A 15,398-nucleotide genomic window follows, 5' to 3' on the forward strand; every position below is an offset into this window, starting at 1 on the left:
TGATGGCCGAGGAACTGGAAACCGAACGCTCCGACGTTCGCGAGGATGGCAGGCGCCCGCCGCGGGCGGTCGTCGGATCGCAACGCGTCGAAGAGGAAATCTTCGGCAAGGTCTTCGATTCCAACATCATCAAGCGCATCTGGGCCTTCGTGCACCCCTACCGGCGCGATGTCATCCTGTCGGTCGTTTCGGTGCTCGTCTTCACCGCCATGCAGCTCATGATCCCGCTGATCATCCGCTACGCCATCGACCACGGCATGCAGCCGGGTGGCAATTCGGCGCTGATCTCGGCGATCGTCGCCTTCCTGATCGCCATTCTCATCAACTACGGCGCCAGCTATTGGCAGGAGACATTGGTCGGCGGCGTCGCGGAAAACGTGCTCTTCGATATCCGCAGGGCGATGTTCTCGCATCTGCAGCGCGTCTCGCTTTCCTTCATGGACAAGACGGAGGTCGGCCGGCTGATGTCGCGCCTGCAGGGCGACGTCAACTCCATGCAGGAATTCCTCGAAACCTGCGTTCTGTCGGTCGGCGACATCTTTCTGCTCTTCGGCATCGTCTTCGTGATGCTCTATCTCGACTTCAAGCTCGGCCTGCTGACGCTTTCCGCACTGCCTGTTCTCTTCGTCGTGCGTCTCTTCTGGCTGCCGCTCGCCCGCAAGTCCTTCATGGCCGCACACGAGACGAACTCCGTGGCGAACGGCGCGCTTGCCGAAGCGATCCATGGCGTTCGCGCCGTCCAGAGCATGGACAGGCAGGAAGTCAACTTCCAGCTCTACGACGACAAGGCGCATGCCAACCTGCTGACGCATCTGACGGCGGCGCGTTATGCCCAGATCATGGTGCCGATCGTCGATTCGCTGACCGGCATCGCCATGGCGCTCGTCATCGTCGTCGGCGGTGCCCGCGTCCTGAACCAGGCGCTCGACGTCGGCGTGCTCGTCGCCTTCCTCTTCTATATCCAGCGCTTCTTCGACCCTATCCGTTCGCTGACCCTGCAATATTCCGTCATGCAGCGCGCCATGGCGTCAGGCCAGCGTTTGACCGACGTGCTCGACGTACCAATCGAGATCCAGGACGCGCCCAATGCCAAGGTGCTGTCGGCAGACATGGACGGCTCGGTGGAGTTCCGCGACGTCGTCTTCGGCTACAATCCCAAGCATCCTGTACTCAAGCACGTCAGTTTCAAGGTCAATCCCGGCGAGACGGTGGCCTTGGTCGGCCCGACGGGATCGGGCAAATCGAGCTGCATGTCGCTGATCCACCGTTTCTATGAGGTGCAGCAGGGGCAGGTTCTGGTCGGCGGGCATGACGTGCGCGCGCTGACACAGGATTCGCTCGGCGCTCAGATCGCCATGGTGCTGCAGGAACCCTTTCTCTTCACCGGCACCGTCTTCGAGAACATCCGCTACCACAAATCGGAAGCGACGCGCGAACAGGTGATCGAAGCCGCCAAGGCGGTCGGCGCGCATGACTTCATCATGCGCATGCCGGAAGGCTACGACAGCATGCTCGGCGAGCGCGGCGGCAATCTTTCACTCGGCCAGCGCCAGCTCCTCTCCTTCGCCCGCGCGCTGGTGGCGGATGCGAAGATCCTGGTGCTCGACGAGGCGACGGCCAATATCGACAGCTATACGGAGATGCTGATCCAGAAGGCTCTGGTGAAGCTCTTGGAAAACCGCACCGGTCTCGTCATCGCCCACCGCCTTGCGACGATCCGCGAAGCCGACCGCATCATCGTGCTGCAGAACGGCGAAATCATCGAAAGCGGCAACCATCGGCAACTGATGAAGAACCGCAAGCTTTATTCCAGGCTCTATAACCTCAACTATGCCTCCTTCGACGATATTCCCGAGGACGTGCTGGAAGAGACGACGACGGAATCGGCGACCTGATACCCCTTTGCCCTGCATTAACGCCTGTCGCAAAGTTTGAACGAACAATCGCCTTGCTGCCGCATTTCCCTCTTATCCGGGGCAAGTGCCACTGAGGAGAATATTATGAAGAGAATTATTAGCAGCCTGTTGATCGCGACGGCCCTTGTTGGATCGGCTATTCAGCCTGCTGCCGCGCGTGACCGTCATCACCACAACGACACCGGCCGCATCATCGCCGGAGGTGTTGCCGCAGGCGTCGTCGGCGGTCTGATCGGAGGCGCGATCGCCAATGGCGGCCCGCGTTACGTCGATGACGGCCCTCGTTATGTGGAGAGCCCCCGCTATGTCGAACCCCAGCCGAGATGCTGGTATGAGGACCGCGACGTGCGCAACCGCTATGACGGCGGCTATCACGCCGAAACGGTCCGCGTCTGCGAGTAGCCGAACTTCTCGGAGCGGCGCCCCCTGAGCATTGTCGGCGCCGCTCATTCACTCCCTCAGCCGAGGTTGAATTCGCCAGCCCGGCAGCTGTCCGCAACGAAATCGCCTGTACTTTGCGATTATCTCCCTTTTAGAAAAAATCTGGCTGCCGTGCGGCCAGCTGTCATCTGGCTGTCAGAGACGGCAAATAGCTGAAGGGCCATGATTGATGGCCCGGTGAACGGCGGCAAGACGCCGAAGAAAGAACGCATGCGTTTCGTCAGCGCCGAGCAGGTGGCGCAATTGGCGGGCGTTTCGCGCTCGGCCGTCTCCCGCACATTTACACCAGGCGCGAGCGTCGCTCCGGCGACGCGCGAAAAGGTGCTGCGGGCGGCCGAAGAACTGGGCTACCACGTCAACGACCTGGCGCGCGGCGTGCTTGCCAATCAGAGCCGCCTCGTCGGCATCGTCGCGACCCGGCCGGAAGTGGGTTTTCGCGCGCATCTGGCCGCCGCCCTTGCCAAATCGCTGATCCGGCGGGGCAGCATCCCGATCCTGATCAATACCGGTCAGACGGAAGAAGAACTGCTCGCCGCCCAGAAGATGCTGATCGGCCACCGCGCCGAGGCAATCATCATCCTGTCCGGCTCACCGCCTGCAAGTTTCCTCGAACTCGCCCAGCGCAACGGCCAGCCGCTCGTCGTCATCGGCCGATCGGAGCCCGACGCCGATCATGTGCGCGCCGGCAATTCCGAAGCCTCGCGCAGGGCGGCGACGGCCTTTTACGAAAGCGGCAGGCGTCGCCTGGCCGTGATCGGCTCCAATTCGGGAACGCCTGCGATCGTCGAGCGCGAAAGCGCCTTCCTTTCAGCCGCCGAGTCGCTCGGCGCATCCATTGTCGTCACGCGCGGCGGAGATTCCGATTATGAGGGCGGCGTTACCGCCGGCCGTGCACTCTTCTCGGAGCGAATAAAGCCCGACGCCGTCTTCTGCGCCAACGACCTGATCGCCTTCGGGCTGATGGATGTCGTGCGCCAGGAAGCGCGGCTGCGCATTCCGGAAGATGTCGCCATCATCGGCTTCGACGACGTTCCGGAATCCTCCTGGCTGAGTTACCGGCTGACCACCTTCCGCCAGGACCCGTTGACCATAGCGCAACGCGCCGTGGAACTGATGGAGCGGCGGCTTGAAAACCCCGACGCGCCGCCGGCTTACGAACGCGTCATTCCGGAACTCGTCATCCGCCAGAGCTTCAAGCCCTAACCTCTCTCCCTGGCTTTTCGCGGGCGCAATCCTGTGGCAAGAAGGGCGTAACGCGATCGGGTGGGGAGGAAAGTCGCCTGACATGAAGGGAATTCGCCAGCTCGCCGAGCATCTCGACATTTCGATCGGGACGGTGTCCCGGGCGCTGAACGGCAAGCCGGATGTCAATGAAGAAACGCGCCGGCGCGTGCTCGCCGCCGCCGAAGAACTCGGTTACGTCGCCAACCAGTCGGGCCGCAGCCTTCGCCAGGGCATGACCAATGTCATCGGCCTGATGCTCGAGGTAAGTCGCGAGACGGTCGAAAACAGCGACGACTTCTTCCTCGGCGTCACCGACGGGCTGCAGAGCGTCTTCTCCCGCCACAAGCTCGATCTGGTCATGCTGCCCTGCCCCGATGACGAGGATCCGCACGAATATCTGAAGCGCATGGTCGCGCGCCGCCTCGTCGACGCGCTGATCATCTCGGCGACGCGGCGCACCGACCGGCGCATCGAGCTTCTGGAAAAGGCCCGCATCCCCTTCGTGGCGCTCGGCCGCAGCGCCTCGGGTGGCAGCTATACCTGGATGGATCTCGACTTCGAAGGCGTGGCGGCGCGCGGTGTCGACCGGCTGGTCGCAAAAGGCCATAGGCGGATCGCGGTGGCTGCCCCCTCCTCCGATATCAATCTCGGCTACATTTTCCTGGACAGCTACCGTCAGGCGCTGAAACGCCACGGTATCCCCTTCGATCCGGCCCTCGTCATCCGGGTCAAATCGAGCGAACAGGGCGGCTATCAGGCCGGCCACGAACTGCTGATGATCGAAGAGCGGCCGACCGCGATCATCCTGATCCACGAACTGATGGCGATCGGGCTTTACCGGCGGCTGGCGGAAGCCGGCATCGTGCCGGGCCGCGACCTTGCCGTCGTCGGCTTCCGCGAAGAACCGCGCACACATTTCCTGCAGCCGACGCTGACATCCTTCCGCATGTCGCTGCGCGATCTCGGCGCGCAGCTCGGCGAAACCCTGCTCGCCACCATGCCGGCCTATGCCGATCACTATCCGCAGGGCGCCCGCAACCGCATCTGGCCGCTGGAACTCGTTCCCGGTGAAAGCGACGCTTTCACGCTGGCGAGCTGAACCTCCTCAGAGCCGGTCACTCGGCGGCGGCAACCGCGGCGCGGCGGCCGATCGTTGCCTGCGTCAGCACGAAGGCCGAGAAGGCGCAAAGCGCGATGCCGGCGGCCATCGGAACGGCCGTTCCGTCGAAGAAGATGCTCGATATGACCATGGCAACTGCGGCGATGACGAAATGCAGCGTGCCCATCAGCGACGAGGCCGTGCCGGCGATCTCGCCGTGATCCTCGAGGGCGAGCACCGCGCTCGTCGGGATGACGAGACCGAGGCAGCCATAGCCGATGAACAGGAAACTTGCCATTACGGGCAGCTGGTTGAAGCCCGCAGCCATCACCACCGCCATGACGACCATGGCAAGCGCGAAGGCGCTGACCGCAATCCGCATGACGCGCACCAGGCCGAAGCGTTCGCCGAGCCAGCCGGTCGCCTGCGATACCGCAAAGAAGGAGACGGCATTGATCGAGAAGGCGAAGCTATATTGGGTCGGCGTCAGCCCGTAGTGCTGGATCAGCACGAAGGGCGAGTTGGCGAGATAGACGAGGAAGCTCGAAATGCCGAGACCGCCGATGAAGGTCAGCGTCAGGAAATTGCGGTCGGCAAGCAGCCGCCGGTAGGCGCTCATGGCGCTGCCAAGGCCGCTGCCGTTGCGCTCCTTGGCCGGGCGGGTTTCCTCAAGCTGGGTGGAAAGCAGGACGAGGCCGATCGCGGCAGCGATGGTCACCGCCCAGAACACGCCGCGCCAGCCTGAGAATTCGATGACGGCGCTGCCGGTCAGCGGCGCCAGAATCGGCGAAATCGAGAAGACCAGCATCAGCAGCGACATCAGGCGTGCGGCCTGCACACCGGTGTGCATGTCGCGGACGATGGCGCGCGGAATGACCATGCCGGCCGCGCCACCGATACCCTGGACGAAGCGGAAGGCGATCAGCGTTTCGATATCGGTCGCCAGCGCGCAACCGATCGAGGCGACGGCGAAGACGCCGATACCGAGATAGAGCGGCAGCTTGCGGCCCCACATGTCCGACAGCGGACCATAGACGAGCTGGGCGAGCGCAAAGGAGATGAAGAAGGCGAGAAGGGTCAGCTGGGTGACGCTGTTATCGGCATGCAGGTCCTGGCCGATGGACGGCAGTGCAGGCAGATACATGTCGATGGCAAAAGGCCCGATGGCCGAGAGAAGGCCGAGAATGAGGGCAATGCGAAAGAATGAAGCCGTCATAATGGTGATCTTTCATAAAAGCGCAGCGGAAGCATCGGATCGTCGCTCCGCGCATTGCCTCGAGGTTTAATGATGATCGTTCCGCGCGAAGACGAAGTTGGGAGCTCATATCTCCAGCGGCGAAACCAGGGGTGTCAATAAATTTGGACACGGATGTAAAATTAGACGCCATTGTCTAAGTCGTCAAGACGTCTTATCCTCGTTCTCATGAAAGATCGCATGACACCCGCAGGCAGGATGACGGGGCATACCCAGCGCGGACAATGCTTCAAGCGCATGTCCATTTTGGATGCCGCCGCCGACGTCTTCTGCCGCCAGGGTTTCGCCGGCGCCAGCATCGACGAGATCGCCGCCGTTGCCTGCGTATCGCGCCAGACGATCTACAATCACTATCGCGAGAAGGAAACGCTGTTCGTCGCCGTCGTCGAGGACGTCATGAACCGCGCCAACACCATGCTCTTCTCCATGCTGTCGACCTTCCCAGAAAATGCCGACAATCTGGAGGACGACCTGACGGCCTTCGTCGTGCGCCTCAACAAGAACTGCATCTGCAATCACGACGGAAAATTCCTGCGCAAGCTGGTGCAGACGGAAGGCGAGCGATATCCACACCTCTTCGAAAGCTGGCGCCAGCACGGGCCGGGCAAGCTGACCACGGCGCTGTCGGCGCTTTTCGCGCGGCTTTCTCACAAGGGCGCGCTCGTCATCGACGATTTCGACGTCGCCGCCCGCCAGTTCGTGGCGCTCGGCAATGCCGACCTGCAAATGTCAGTGCTTTTCGGCGGGATGCCCACCGACGAAGAACTGGAAAAAGCCGCCCGCAACGCGGTGCGCACTTTTCTCAAGGCTTACGGCAGGCCGGCGACGGAAAAGGCCGGCGTCCAGCCGCAGCTTGCAGCCGTTTCCGGCTGATCGAGACAAGCCCGATCAGGCAAATACCGTCATCTGCTTGGGAACGACCGCGAACATGCCGACGCGGCGCGCGGCAAGATATTTCACCAATTGTTCGACGACCGAAGGCATGACCGGTTTCTGAACCACGCCCACCGCGCCCTTGATCCCATCGGCAACCATCTCGGGATTGCCGGTCATGAAGACGACCGCGATGCCGTGCTCTTCCGCCAGTTGCCGGCCGATCTCAGGCCCCGTCGGCCCATCGGCGAGATTGACGTCGACGAAAGCGATGTCGGCAAGCGGCGCCAGCCGCAGCGCCTGTTCGCGATCATGCGCAAGACCCGCCACCTGCATGCCGATGCTCTCCACCGTCGCCCCGAGATCCAGGGCGATCAGAAATTCATCTTCGACGATCAATACTCTCTGATTCATGAGATCATCTCGTTGCCAGCGCCGCACGACATTGGTGGCCATGATATATCCCCTTGTTACGCACATACTTCGAAAGAGGGATCCGCTCCGGCAGCTATCCCTGCCCAAAACTCATGGCTGTAACGGGCAACTCGACGTTATGTTCCGCCGTGAAACGCGATTTTCCATATTTAAGATATTGTTAACATTGATAAATTTTTAACGATGTGAATTTCGCGCAAAAGCGGCCGCCTCTGCCGCCGTCACGGCGCTGCGACCGACGGGCTAATCAGTCCCCGATCTTCTGGCGAGAAGGAAAACAATTTCAGGCTCTCGATTCTCGGCAGCATGTTGCGGGCGGCCCCGGCCGCACCTGCTGCACCCACAGCGAGCAAGAGGCCATTGGCTGCAAGGAATGTGGTAAAGCCGCCATGGCCGAAAATCGTGAACCTTGCATTGCCTCTGGCAGCCATCCAAATCATTGCTCACCCTTGCAAAAAGCGGCCCATCGCTTCCATCGATATGACAGCCGGACGAAAGCGTCTGTGTGAAGGTGAAACAACGCTCAAGTTGAGTTGACAATCTCGTGAGGAGTGAGGAGAGTGCCCGCCGGTCAGAGCCAGCATTCCGGGGGGAACCTATGTCCGTGCGCTCGTTCTTCGCTTTCGCCGCAATCGCATTTTCCACGATCGCCATCAGCTTTCCCGCCACCGCGGCGGACACCAAGCGCGACATCCAGACGATCAAGGACGCCGATTTCTTCGGCTTCGATCTTCGCACCGAGCAGAATGTTTCGCTCGACCAGTGCAAGACCTCCTGCATCGGCGACAAGAGCTGCAAGGCCTTCACCTACAATCCCAAGGTGAAGTGGTGCTTCCTGAAATCCGACTTCAAGACGATGAACGCCTTCCCCGGCGCCATCGCCGGCAAGATCGTCGAGACAGCGACTCAAAAGGAACCGGATATCGGGGCGCCGCCACGCCTGACCTTCCTGACGAACGATCTCATCCAGCAGGCCCACGACTTCAAGGACAATCTTGCCCTGACCGACGGCCAGCAGGGCCAGGGGGTCGACAGCCTGACGGCCAACGCTCGCCTCGACATGACCGCCAACAACCTGACCGACGCGCTGATCGCCTTCCATGGCGCACTGTCGATCACGCCGGATGATGGTGATCTCTGGCTCGAAACCGCCCGCGCCGCAATTTCGTTCGGCAGTTCCGAGAGCAGCATCACGGGCCAAGCCGTGCTCGACGCACTGAACGGCTACGAGCTGACGCGCACGACGGCCAAGCGGGCCGAGGCGCTCGCCGTCCTTGCCAATGCGCTGGAACGAAACGGCAATTACCGTCCGGCGCTCGACGCCTACAAGGCGAGCCTGGCGCTCGTCGGCGCCAAGGATGTGCAGGCCGCCTACCTGCAGCTGAAATCGACGCAGGGCTTCCGCATCACCGAACATACGGTCGACGCCGACAGCGCCACGCCGCGCGCCTGCGTCACCTTCTCCGAAGCGCTCGTCAAGACCACCGACTACACGCCCTTCGTGACGCTGAACGGCGCGGCGCCGAAGGCGGTCGAAACCAAGGGCAAGCAGATCTGCGTCGAAGGCCTGACGCATGGCGAGACCTACAAGATCGCCTTCCGTACCGGCCTGCCGTCTTCAGTCGACGAGGTGCTCGACGCACCCGTCAGCATCGACGTCTACATCAAGGACCGCACCCAGATGGTGCGCTTCACCGGCGACAGCTTCGTGCTGCCCTCGACGGCGCGCCGCGGCATCCCGATCGTCTCGGTCAACCTCGCCTCGGCCAACCTGAAACTCTATCGCATCGGCGATCGTGGCATTGCGCCGCTGCTGACGAATTCGCAGTTCCTGAGCCAGCTCGACGGCTACAGCGCTCAGAACATTCAGGACCAGAGCGGCGAACTCGTCTGGCAGGGCTCGATCGAGATCGCCAACGAGCTGAACAAGGATGTCGTCACGAGCTTCCCCGTCGACGAAGCCCTGCCCGAGCGCAAGCCCGGCATCTACGTGATGACCGCAACGGCAGGAACCGGCCCGTCGCAGGAGTGGGATTCGCAGGCGACGCAATGGTTCCTCGTCTCCGATATCGGCATCACCACCTATGCCGGCACGGACGGGCTCAACGTCTTCACCCGCTCGCTCGCTTCGGCAAAGCCGATCGCGGGCGTCGAACTGCAACTGCTCGCCAAGAACAACGAGGTGCTCGGCACCGCGACAACAGACGAAAACGGTCGCGCCACCTTCACCGCCGGCCTGATCCGCGGCACGGCGGCGCTGACGCCCGCCGTCATTGCCGCCAAGAACGGCACGTCTGACTATGTCTTCCTCGACATGACGCGCGCCGGCTTCGACCTTTCCGACCGCGGCGTGACCGGCCGCGCCGCACCCGGCGCGATCGACGTGCTGACCTTTACCGAACGCGGCATCTACCGCGCCGGCGAGACGGTGCATGCGCAGGCGCTCGCCCGCGACACCGACGGCAACGCCATCGAGAACCTGCCGCTCACCTTCATCTTCAGCCGCCCCGATGGCGTCGAAGACCGGCGTATCGTCAGCCAGACCAGCAATCTTGGCGGTTATTCCATCGATTTCCCGACCCAGGAAAACGCCATGCGCGGCACCTGGACGATGAATATCTATACCGACCCCAAGGGCACGGCGATCGCCACCAAGAGCTTCCTGGTCGACGATTTCGTGCCGGATCGCACCGAGATGGAGATCAAGACCGAAGCCAAGGAAATCGGTCCCGATACCCCGGCGACGATCACCATTTCCGGCAAATATCTCTATGGCGCTCCGGCAGCCGGCCTGACGCTCGAGGGCGACGTCGTCGTCAAGCCGACGCGCGAGAGCGCCGATTATAAGGGCTTCCTCTTCGGCCTCGCCGACGAGGAGGCGAGCGAAGATTCGCGCCTGCCGATCGACGGCCTGCCCGAACTCGACGAGAACGGCGAAGCCTCGACCGACCTCACGATCAGCGACCTGCCGGCCACGACCCAGCTTCTCAACGCCACGGTCTATATGCGCATGCAGGAGGCAGGCGGGCGCGCCATCGAGCGCTCCCTCGTCATTCCGGTGAAGAACCAGGGCGCTTCGATCGGCATCAAGCCGGAATTTTCCGACGACCTGCCTGAAAACTCGATCGCCAATTTCACGGTGATCGGCGTTAATGCCGACGGCCAGAAGCAGGAAACGAAAGGCTTGCGCTGGAAGTTCTACAGCCTCAATCGCGAATATCAGTGGTATCGCGAGGGAACGGCGTGGAAATACGAGCCGGTCTACACAGCCGAGCAGGTCGCCAACGGCAGCGTCGACGCGACGATGGACGGCGGCAAGATTTCCGTGCCGGTGACCTGGGGCCGCTACCGCCTCGAAGTGGAAAGCCCGGATGTCGACGGCCCCACCTCCAGCGTCGAATTCGAGGCCGGCTGGTTCGTGGCCTCGACCTCCACCGAAACACCCGACGGGCTGGAAATCGCCCTCGACAAGGACAGCTACAAGGTCGGCGAGACGGCCAAGCTGAAAATCACCTCGCGCTACGGCGGCGAACTGATGGTGACGGCCGGAACCGAAAAGCTGGTCGCCGTGCAGAACGCCACGATGGGCGAGACCGGCGGCGAGGTCGACATCCCGGTCACATCCGATTGGGGCGCCGGCGCTTATGTGACCGCCACACTCTTCCGCCCCGGCGACGCCCAGGACAGCCACATGCCGATGCGCTCGATCGGCGTCAAATGGCTGAAGGTCGATCCCGAACAGCGCGCGCTGCAGGTGGCGCTCGACACGCCTGAAAAGATGCTGCCGCGCGGACCATTGAACATCGGCCTGCAGGTGACGGGCGCCGGCGCCAACGAGGATGCCTATGTGACCGTTGCCGCCGTCGATGTCGGCATTCTCAACCTGACCCGCTACGAACCGCCGAATCCGGAAGACTGGTATTTCGGCCAGCGTCAGCTCGGCCTCGAAATCCGCGACCTCTACGGCCGCCTGATCGACGGCTCGCTTGGTGTGACCGGCAAGCTCCGGACCGGCGGTGACGGCGGTGCCGTGGCGCTGCAGTCGAGCCCGCCGACGCAGAAGCTCGTCGCCTTCTTCTCAGGCCCGGTGAAGCTCGACGCCGAGGGCAAGGCCAATGTCTCCTTCGACATTCCGCAATTCAACGGCACGGCGCGCGTCATGGCGGTCGCCTGGTCGAAATCAGGCGTCGGACACGGCGTCAAGGACGTCATCATCCGCGATCCCGTCGTGGTGACGGCAAGCCTGCCGAAATTCCTCGCTCCTGGCGACAAGGCCAATCTGCGCCTCGACATCGCCAATACCGATGCGCCGGCCGGCGACTACAAGCTGCAACTGACCGGCAATGATGCCGTCGGTATCGACCAGGCTTCCGTCTCGCAGACGATCCGCCTCGAAGCCGGCGCGAAATCCGAGTTGACGCTCTCGCTCGTCGGCAAGCAGCCGGGGGCCGGCAGTGTCTCGATCAACCTCTCCGGCGCCTCCGGCCTTTCGCTCGATCAGACGGTCGACGTGCCGGTCCGCCCCTCCTCCTTGCCGATCACCCAGCGCAGGGTGCTGGCGCTGAAGCCGGGAGCAAAACTCACCGTCGATAAGAACCTGCTGGCCGACAGCGTGCTGCCGGGCGCCTCGATCAGCGTCAACGTCACGCGTTCAGCCGCCTTCGACATTCCGGCACTGCTGATGACGCTCGACCGTTATCCCTTCGGCTGCGCCGAGCAGACGACCAGCCGGGCGCTGCCGCTGCTCTACCTTGCCGAAGTGGCGAAGCAAGCCGGCATCGAAAACGACGACGACGTGCGCCAACGTGTCCAGGATGCGATCTACCGCGTGCTTTCCTATCAGGCGTCCGCCGGCAGCTTCGGCCTCTGGGGCCCTGACTCAGGCGATGTCTGGCTCGATTCCTACGTCACCGACTTCCTGACGCGGGCTCGCGAGCAGAAATACGACGTGCCGGAAAGAGCCTTCGTGCAGGCGCTGGAAAACCTGCAGAACACACTGTCCTACACCACCGACATCAAGGGCCAGGGCGATCAGATCGCCTATGCCATCTACGTCCTTGCCCGCAACAAGAAGGCCGCGATCAGCGATCTGCGCTATTATGCCGATACGATGATCAACGACTTCCCGACGCCGCTCGCCAAGGCGCATATCGCCGCCGCGCTAGCGCTTTACGGCGATGCGCAGCGTTCGAAGAACATCTTCCTCGATGCGCTGCAGATGTCGGAACAGTCGATGGTCTCACGCGTGAACCTGTCGCGCACCGACTACGGCACGATCCTGCGCGACGGCGCGGCGATCCTGGCTCTCGCCGCCGAAAGCCGGCCGGTGCCGCCGGTCATTCCGGAACTTTCCAAGGCCGTCGCCAAGGAATGGGGACGCAGCAAATACAAGAGCACTCAGGAAGAGACCTGGATGCTGCTTGCCGCGCGCGCCATCCAAGGCGGCGATGACGACCTGAAAATCGACGTCAACGGCGCCTCGCACAGCGGCGCCTACATGGCGCGAATGAGCGGCGATGCCCTTGCCGGCCATCCGCTGACGCTGACCAACCAGACGAACGACGCCGTTTCGACGGTTGTCACCACCGTTGCCGCTCCGACGGTGCCGCTGCCGGCCGGCGGCGACGGCTTCACCATCGAGCGCAGCTATTACACGCTCGACGGCGAGCAGGCGAATGTCAGCGAGGCGAAGCAGAACGAGCGCTACGTCGTCGTCATCCATGTGCGGGAAACCAACGACTGGCCTTCGCGCATCGTCATCACCGATCTTCTGCCGGCAGGCTTCGAGATCGACAATCCGAACCTCGTCGACAGCGCCCAGATGACCAATTTCGACTGGATCGGCGAAATATCGGCCGCCCATACGGAATTCCGCTATGATCGCTTCGTCGCCGCCTTCAACCGCGCGTCGGGCGACGAGCGCGAATTCAACGTCGCCTATGTCGTGCGCGCCGTAACTCCCGGCACCTACGATCATCCCGCCGCAAGCGTCGAGGACATGTACAGGCCCGAGCTTTCGGCCCGCACGGCGACCGGCAAGATGGAGGTCATGGCGGCACAATAATGGGGCTGTGGCGCAAGTTTGCGATCGGATCCGCCGCCGGCGTCATTCTCGCCGGCGCGGCTCTCTTCGCGCTCGACGTCGCCGACCGGGCCTTTCCGCCGCCGCTCGACAAGGCGGATGTGATCTCCGCCGAGGTCCTGGATGCCGATGGGCAATTGCTGCGCGCCTTCGCAACCTCGGAAGGTCGCTGGCGGCTGAAAACTGTTGTCGCCGACGTCGATCCGCAATTCCTGCGCATGCTGATCGCCTATGAGGACCGGCGCTTCCATGACCATGGCGGCGTCGATCCTTTCGCGCTTGGGCGCGCAAGCCTGCAATTCATCAGCAATGGCCGCATCGTTTCCGGCGCCTCGACGCTTTCGATGCAGGTGGCGCGGCTGATCGAGCCGCGCCCGGAACGCACGTTTTCGGCAAAACTCCTGCAGCTTGCGCGCGCGGTGCAGATCGAGCGGCGGCTCTCAAAGGAACAGATCCTCGACCTCTATCTCACCCACGCGCCCTATGGCGGCAATCTGGAGGGCGTGCGCGCCGCAAGCCTTGCTTATTTCGGCAAGGAGCCGCGACGCCTGACGGTCGCAGAAGCCGCTCTGCTCGTCGCCCTGCCGCAATTGCCGGAACGGCGCCGGCCGGACCGTAATCTCAAGGCGGCGCAAGAGGCGCGCAAGCGCGTGCTCGACCGCGTCGCCGTGGCTGAAGTCGTCGGCGACGGCGAGGCGGAGCGGGCCGAGGGTGTCGCCATTCCCATGCGGCGCATGCAATTGCCGGCGCTCGCCGCCCATGTCGCCGAGGCGGCAACCCGCAAGGAACCTGCGGTCCTCAAGCACCAGACGACATTGAAGAAACAGGTGCAGCAGGGGCTGGAGTCGGTCGCGCGGGCCGCGGCTATGAAGCTCGGGCCGAAGCTTTCGCTCGCCATGGTGATGGCGGATGCGCAGACAGGCGAGATCATCGGCGAAGTCGGCTCGGCCGATTATTTCGACGCCAGCCGCTCCGGCTGGATCGACATGACACGCGTCAACCGTTCGCCGGGCTCGACGCTGAAGCCCTTCATCTACGGGCTCGCCTTCGAGCAGGGCCTCGTCTCCCAGGAGACGATCATCGAAGACCGGCCGGCCGATTTCTTCGGCTACCGGCCACGCAATTTCGACATGAGCTACCAGGGCGACGTCACCGTGCGCGAGGCGCTGCAGCTCTCCCTGAACGTACCGGCCGTCAAGCTGCTCGACGCCGTCGGGCCGTCGCGGCTGCTGGTGCGCTTCCGCCGCGCGGAGGTGCGCCCTGCTTTGCCGCCGAACGAAACGCCGGGGCTGGCGATCGGTCTCGGCGGCGTCGGCATCACGCTGAAGGATCTGGTGCAGCTCTATACGGCGCTCGCCAATCGCGGCCAGCCGGCAAGGCTCGGAGACGGCATCACCGGTGTACCCGGCAAGATCGACGGCGAGCCGATGCTGGAGCCGGTCTCAGTCTGGAACGTCGCCGATATCCTCTCCGGCGTCATCCCTCCGGCCGGCGCGCCGCAGCGCGGCATCGCCTACAAGACCGGCACGAGCTATGGCTATCGCGACGCCTGGTCGGTCGGTTATGACGGACGCTATGTGCTCGGCGTCTGGGTCGGCCGGCCCGACAACGGCGCCGTGCCCGGCTTGACCGGCTACGGCACCGCCGCGCCCATCCTGTTCGAGGGTTTCGCCAAATCGGGCATCGCGACGACCCCGCTGCCCCGCCCGCCCGCCGGCGCCGTGCGCATCGCCCAATCCGAGCTGCCGATCAGCCAGCGGCGTTTTGCGCTGAATGCCAGCGGCCTGCTCGTCGCCTCCGGCCGCGAGGCCGCGCCGCAGATCGTCTATCCGCCCGAGGGCGCCCACATCGATCTCGGAGCCGGAGCAGGCGACCTGTCGCCGCTGATGCTGAAGCTGCAGGGCGGCCGCGCCCCCTTCCGCTGGCTTGCCAACGGCAAGCCGCTGCCCGATCTCTCACGCCGGCGCACCCAGCAATGGCTGCCGGATGGCGGCGGCTATTCGAAATTGACCGTCATCGATTCAACCGGCCGCGCAGCAAGCGTGGGCGTTTTCATCGACTGAGGGAACAAAA

The 15,398-nt window shown here is 63.4% G+C and carries 9 protein-coding genes; 7 read left to right on the plus strand and 2 right to left on the minus strand.

Annotation, left to right across the window (positions count from 1 at the left end; translation table 11 throughout):
• The first annotated feature begins 2 nt into the window (after positions 1-2).
• The 4 genes from ATY78_RS17270 to ATY78_RS17285 all read left to right on the plus strand — a co-directional run bounded on the left by ATY78_RS17270 (position 3) and on the right by ATY78_RS17285 (position 4,680).
• On the plus strand, positions 3-1,895 hold the full coding sequence (locus ATY78_RS17270) for an ABC transporter ATP-binding protein (protein WP_088683532.1): 1,893 nt from the start codon (positions 3-5) through the stop codon (positions 1,893-1,895).
• Between the two features lie 105 nt (positions 1,896-2,000).
• Positions 2,001-2,318 carry a hypothetical protein gene (locus tag ATY78_RS17275; RefSeq protein ID WP_088683533.1) on the plus strand — a complete coding sequence of 106 codons (318 nt, stop codon included), beginning with the start codon at positions 2,001-2,003 and terminating at the stop codon, positions 2,316-2,318.
• Between the two features lie 201 nt (positions 2,319-2,519).
• A complete protein-coding gene (locus ATY78_RS17280; protein ID WP_088683534.1) occupies positions 2,520-3,560 on the plus strand; it encodes a LacI family DNA-binding transcriptional regulator in 1,041 nt (346 codons plus the stop codon).
• 82 nt (positions 3,561-3,642) lie between these two features.
• Positions 3,643-4,680 carry a LacI family DNA-binding transcriptional regulator gene (locus tag ATY78_RS17285; protein WP_088683535.1) on the plus strand — a complete coding sequence of 346 codons (1,038 nt, stop codon included), beginning with the start codon at positions 3,643-3,645 and terminating at the stop codon, positions 4,678-4,680.
• A gap of 16 nt (positions 4,681-4,696) precedes the next feature.
• Here ATY78_RS17285 and ATY78_RS17290 read toward each other — a convergent pair whose 3' ends face one another.
• Complete coding sequence (locus ATY78_RS17290) at positions 4,697-5,896, minus strand: multidrug effflux MFS transporter (RefSeq protein ID WP_088683536.1); 1,200 nt, start codon at positions 5,894-5,896, stop codon at positions 4,697-4,699.
• Between the two features lie 171 nt (positions 5,897-6,067).
• Between ATY78_RS17290 and ATY78_RS17295 the strand changes: the two genes are divergently transcribed.
• Positions 6,068-6,808: a TetR/AcrR family transcriptional regulator gene (locus ATY78_RS17295; RefSeq protein WP_088683537.1), complete on the plus strand. Its 741-nt coding sequence runs from the start codon at positions 6,068-6,070 to the stop codon at positions 6,806-6,808.
• 15 nt (positions 6,809-6,823) lie between these two features.
• On the opposite strand, the gene ATY78_RS17300 is transcribed toward ATY78_RS17295, so the two are convergent.
• On the minus strand, positions 6,824-7,264 hold the full coding sequence (locus ATY78_RS17300; RefSeq protein WP_088683538.1) for a response regulator: 441 nt from the start codon (positions 7,262-7,264) through the stop codon (positions 6,824-6,826).
• A gap of 577 nt (positions 7,265-7,841) precedes the next feature.
• Here ATY78_RS17300 and ATY78_RS17310 point away from each other — a divergent pair.
• A complete protein-coding gene (locus tag ATY78_RS17310; RefSeq protein WP_088683540.1) occupies positions 7,842-13,307 on the plus strand; it encodes an alpha-2-macroglobulin family protein in 5,466 nt (1,821 codons plus the stop codon).
• The gene (gene pbpC / locus ATY78_RS17315; protein WP_088683541.1) at positions 13,307-15,388 is read left to right on the plus strand and encodes a penicillin-binding protein 1C; all 2,082 of its coding nucleotides are present in this window, start codon (positions 13,307-13,309) and stop codon (positions 15,386-15,388) included. The genes ATY78_RS17310 and pbpC overlap by 1 nt, the downstream gene beginning before the upstream one ends.
• Positions 15,389-15,398: the final 10 nt, after the last annotated feature.

The organism is Rhizobium sp. R635 (genome assembly GCF_002211285.1).
In the GTDB taxonomy this organism is placed as follows: domain Bacteria; phylum Pseudomonadota; class Alphaproteobacteria; order Rhizobiales; family Rhizobiaceae; genus Rhizobium.

Coding starts and splice junctions, on each gene's coding strand:
- ATY78_RS17270 (WP_088683532.1), top strand. CDS start 3: ATGGCCGAGGAACTGGAAACCGAACGCTCCGACGTTCGCGAGGATGGC.
- ATY78_RS17310 (WP_088683540.1), top strand. CDS start 7,842: ATGTCCGTGCGCTCGTTCTTCGCTTTCGCCGCAATCGCATTTTCCACG.
- ATY78_RS17290 (WP_088683536.1), bottom strand. CDS start 5,896: ATGACGGCTTCATTCTTTCGCATTGCCCTCATTCTCGGCCTTCTCTCG.
- ATY78_RS17300 (WP_088683538.1), bottom strand. CDS start 7,264: ATGGCCACCAATGTCGTGCGGCGCTGGCAACGAGATGATCTCATGAAT.
- ATY78_RS17285 (WP_088683535.1), top strand. CDS start 3,643: ATGAAGGGAATTCGCCAGCTCGCCGAGCATCTCGACATTTCGATCGGG.
- ATY78_RS17275 (WP_088683533.1), top strand. CDS start 2,001: ATGAAGAGAATTATTAGCAGCCTGTTGATCGCGACGGCCCTTGTTGGA.
- pbpC (WP_088683541.1), top strand. CDS start 13,307: ATGGGGCTGTGGCGCAAGTTTGCGATCGGATCCGCCGCCGGCGTCATT.
- ATY78_RS17280 (WP_088683534.1), top strand. CDS start 2,520: ATGATTGATGGCCCGGTGAACGGCGGCAAGACGCCGAAGAAAGAACGC.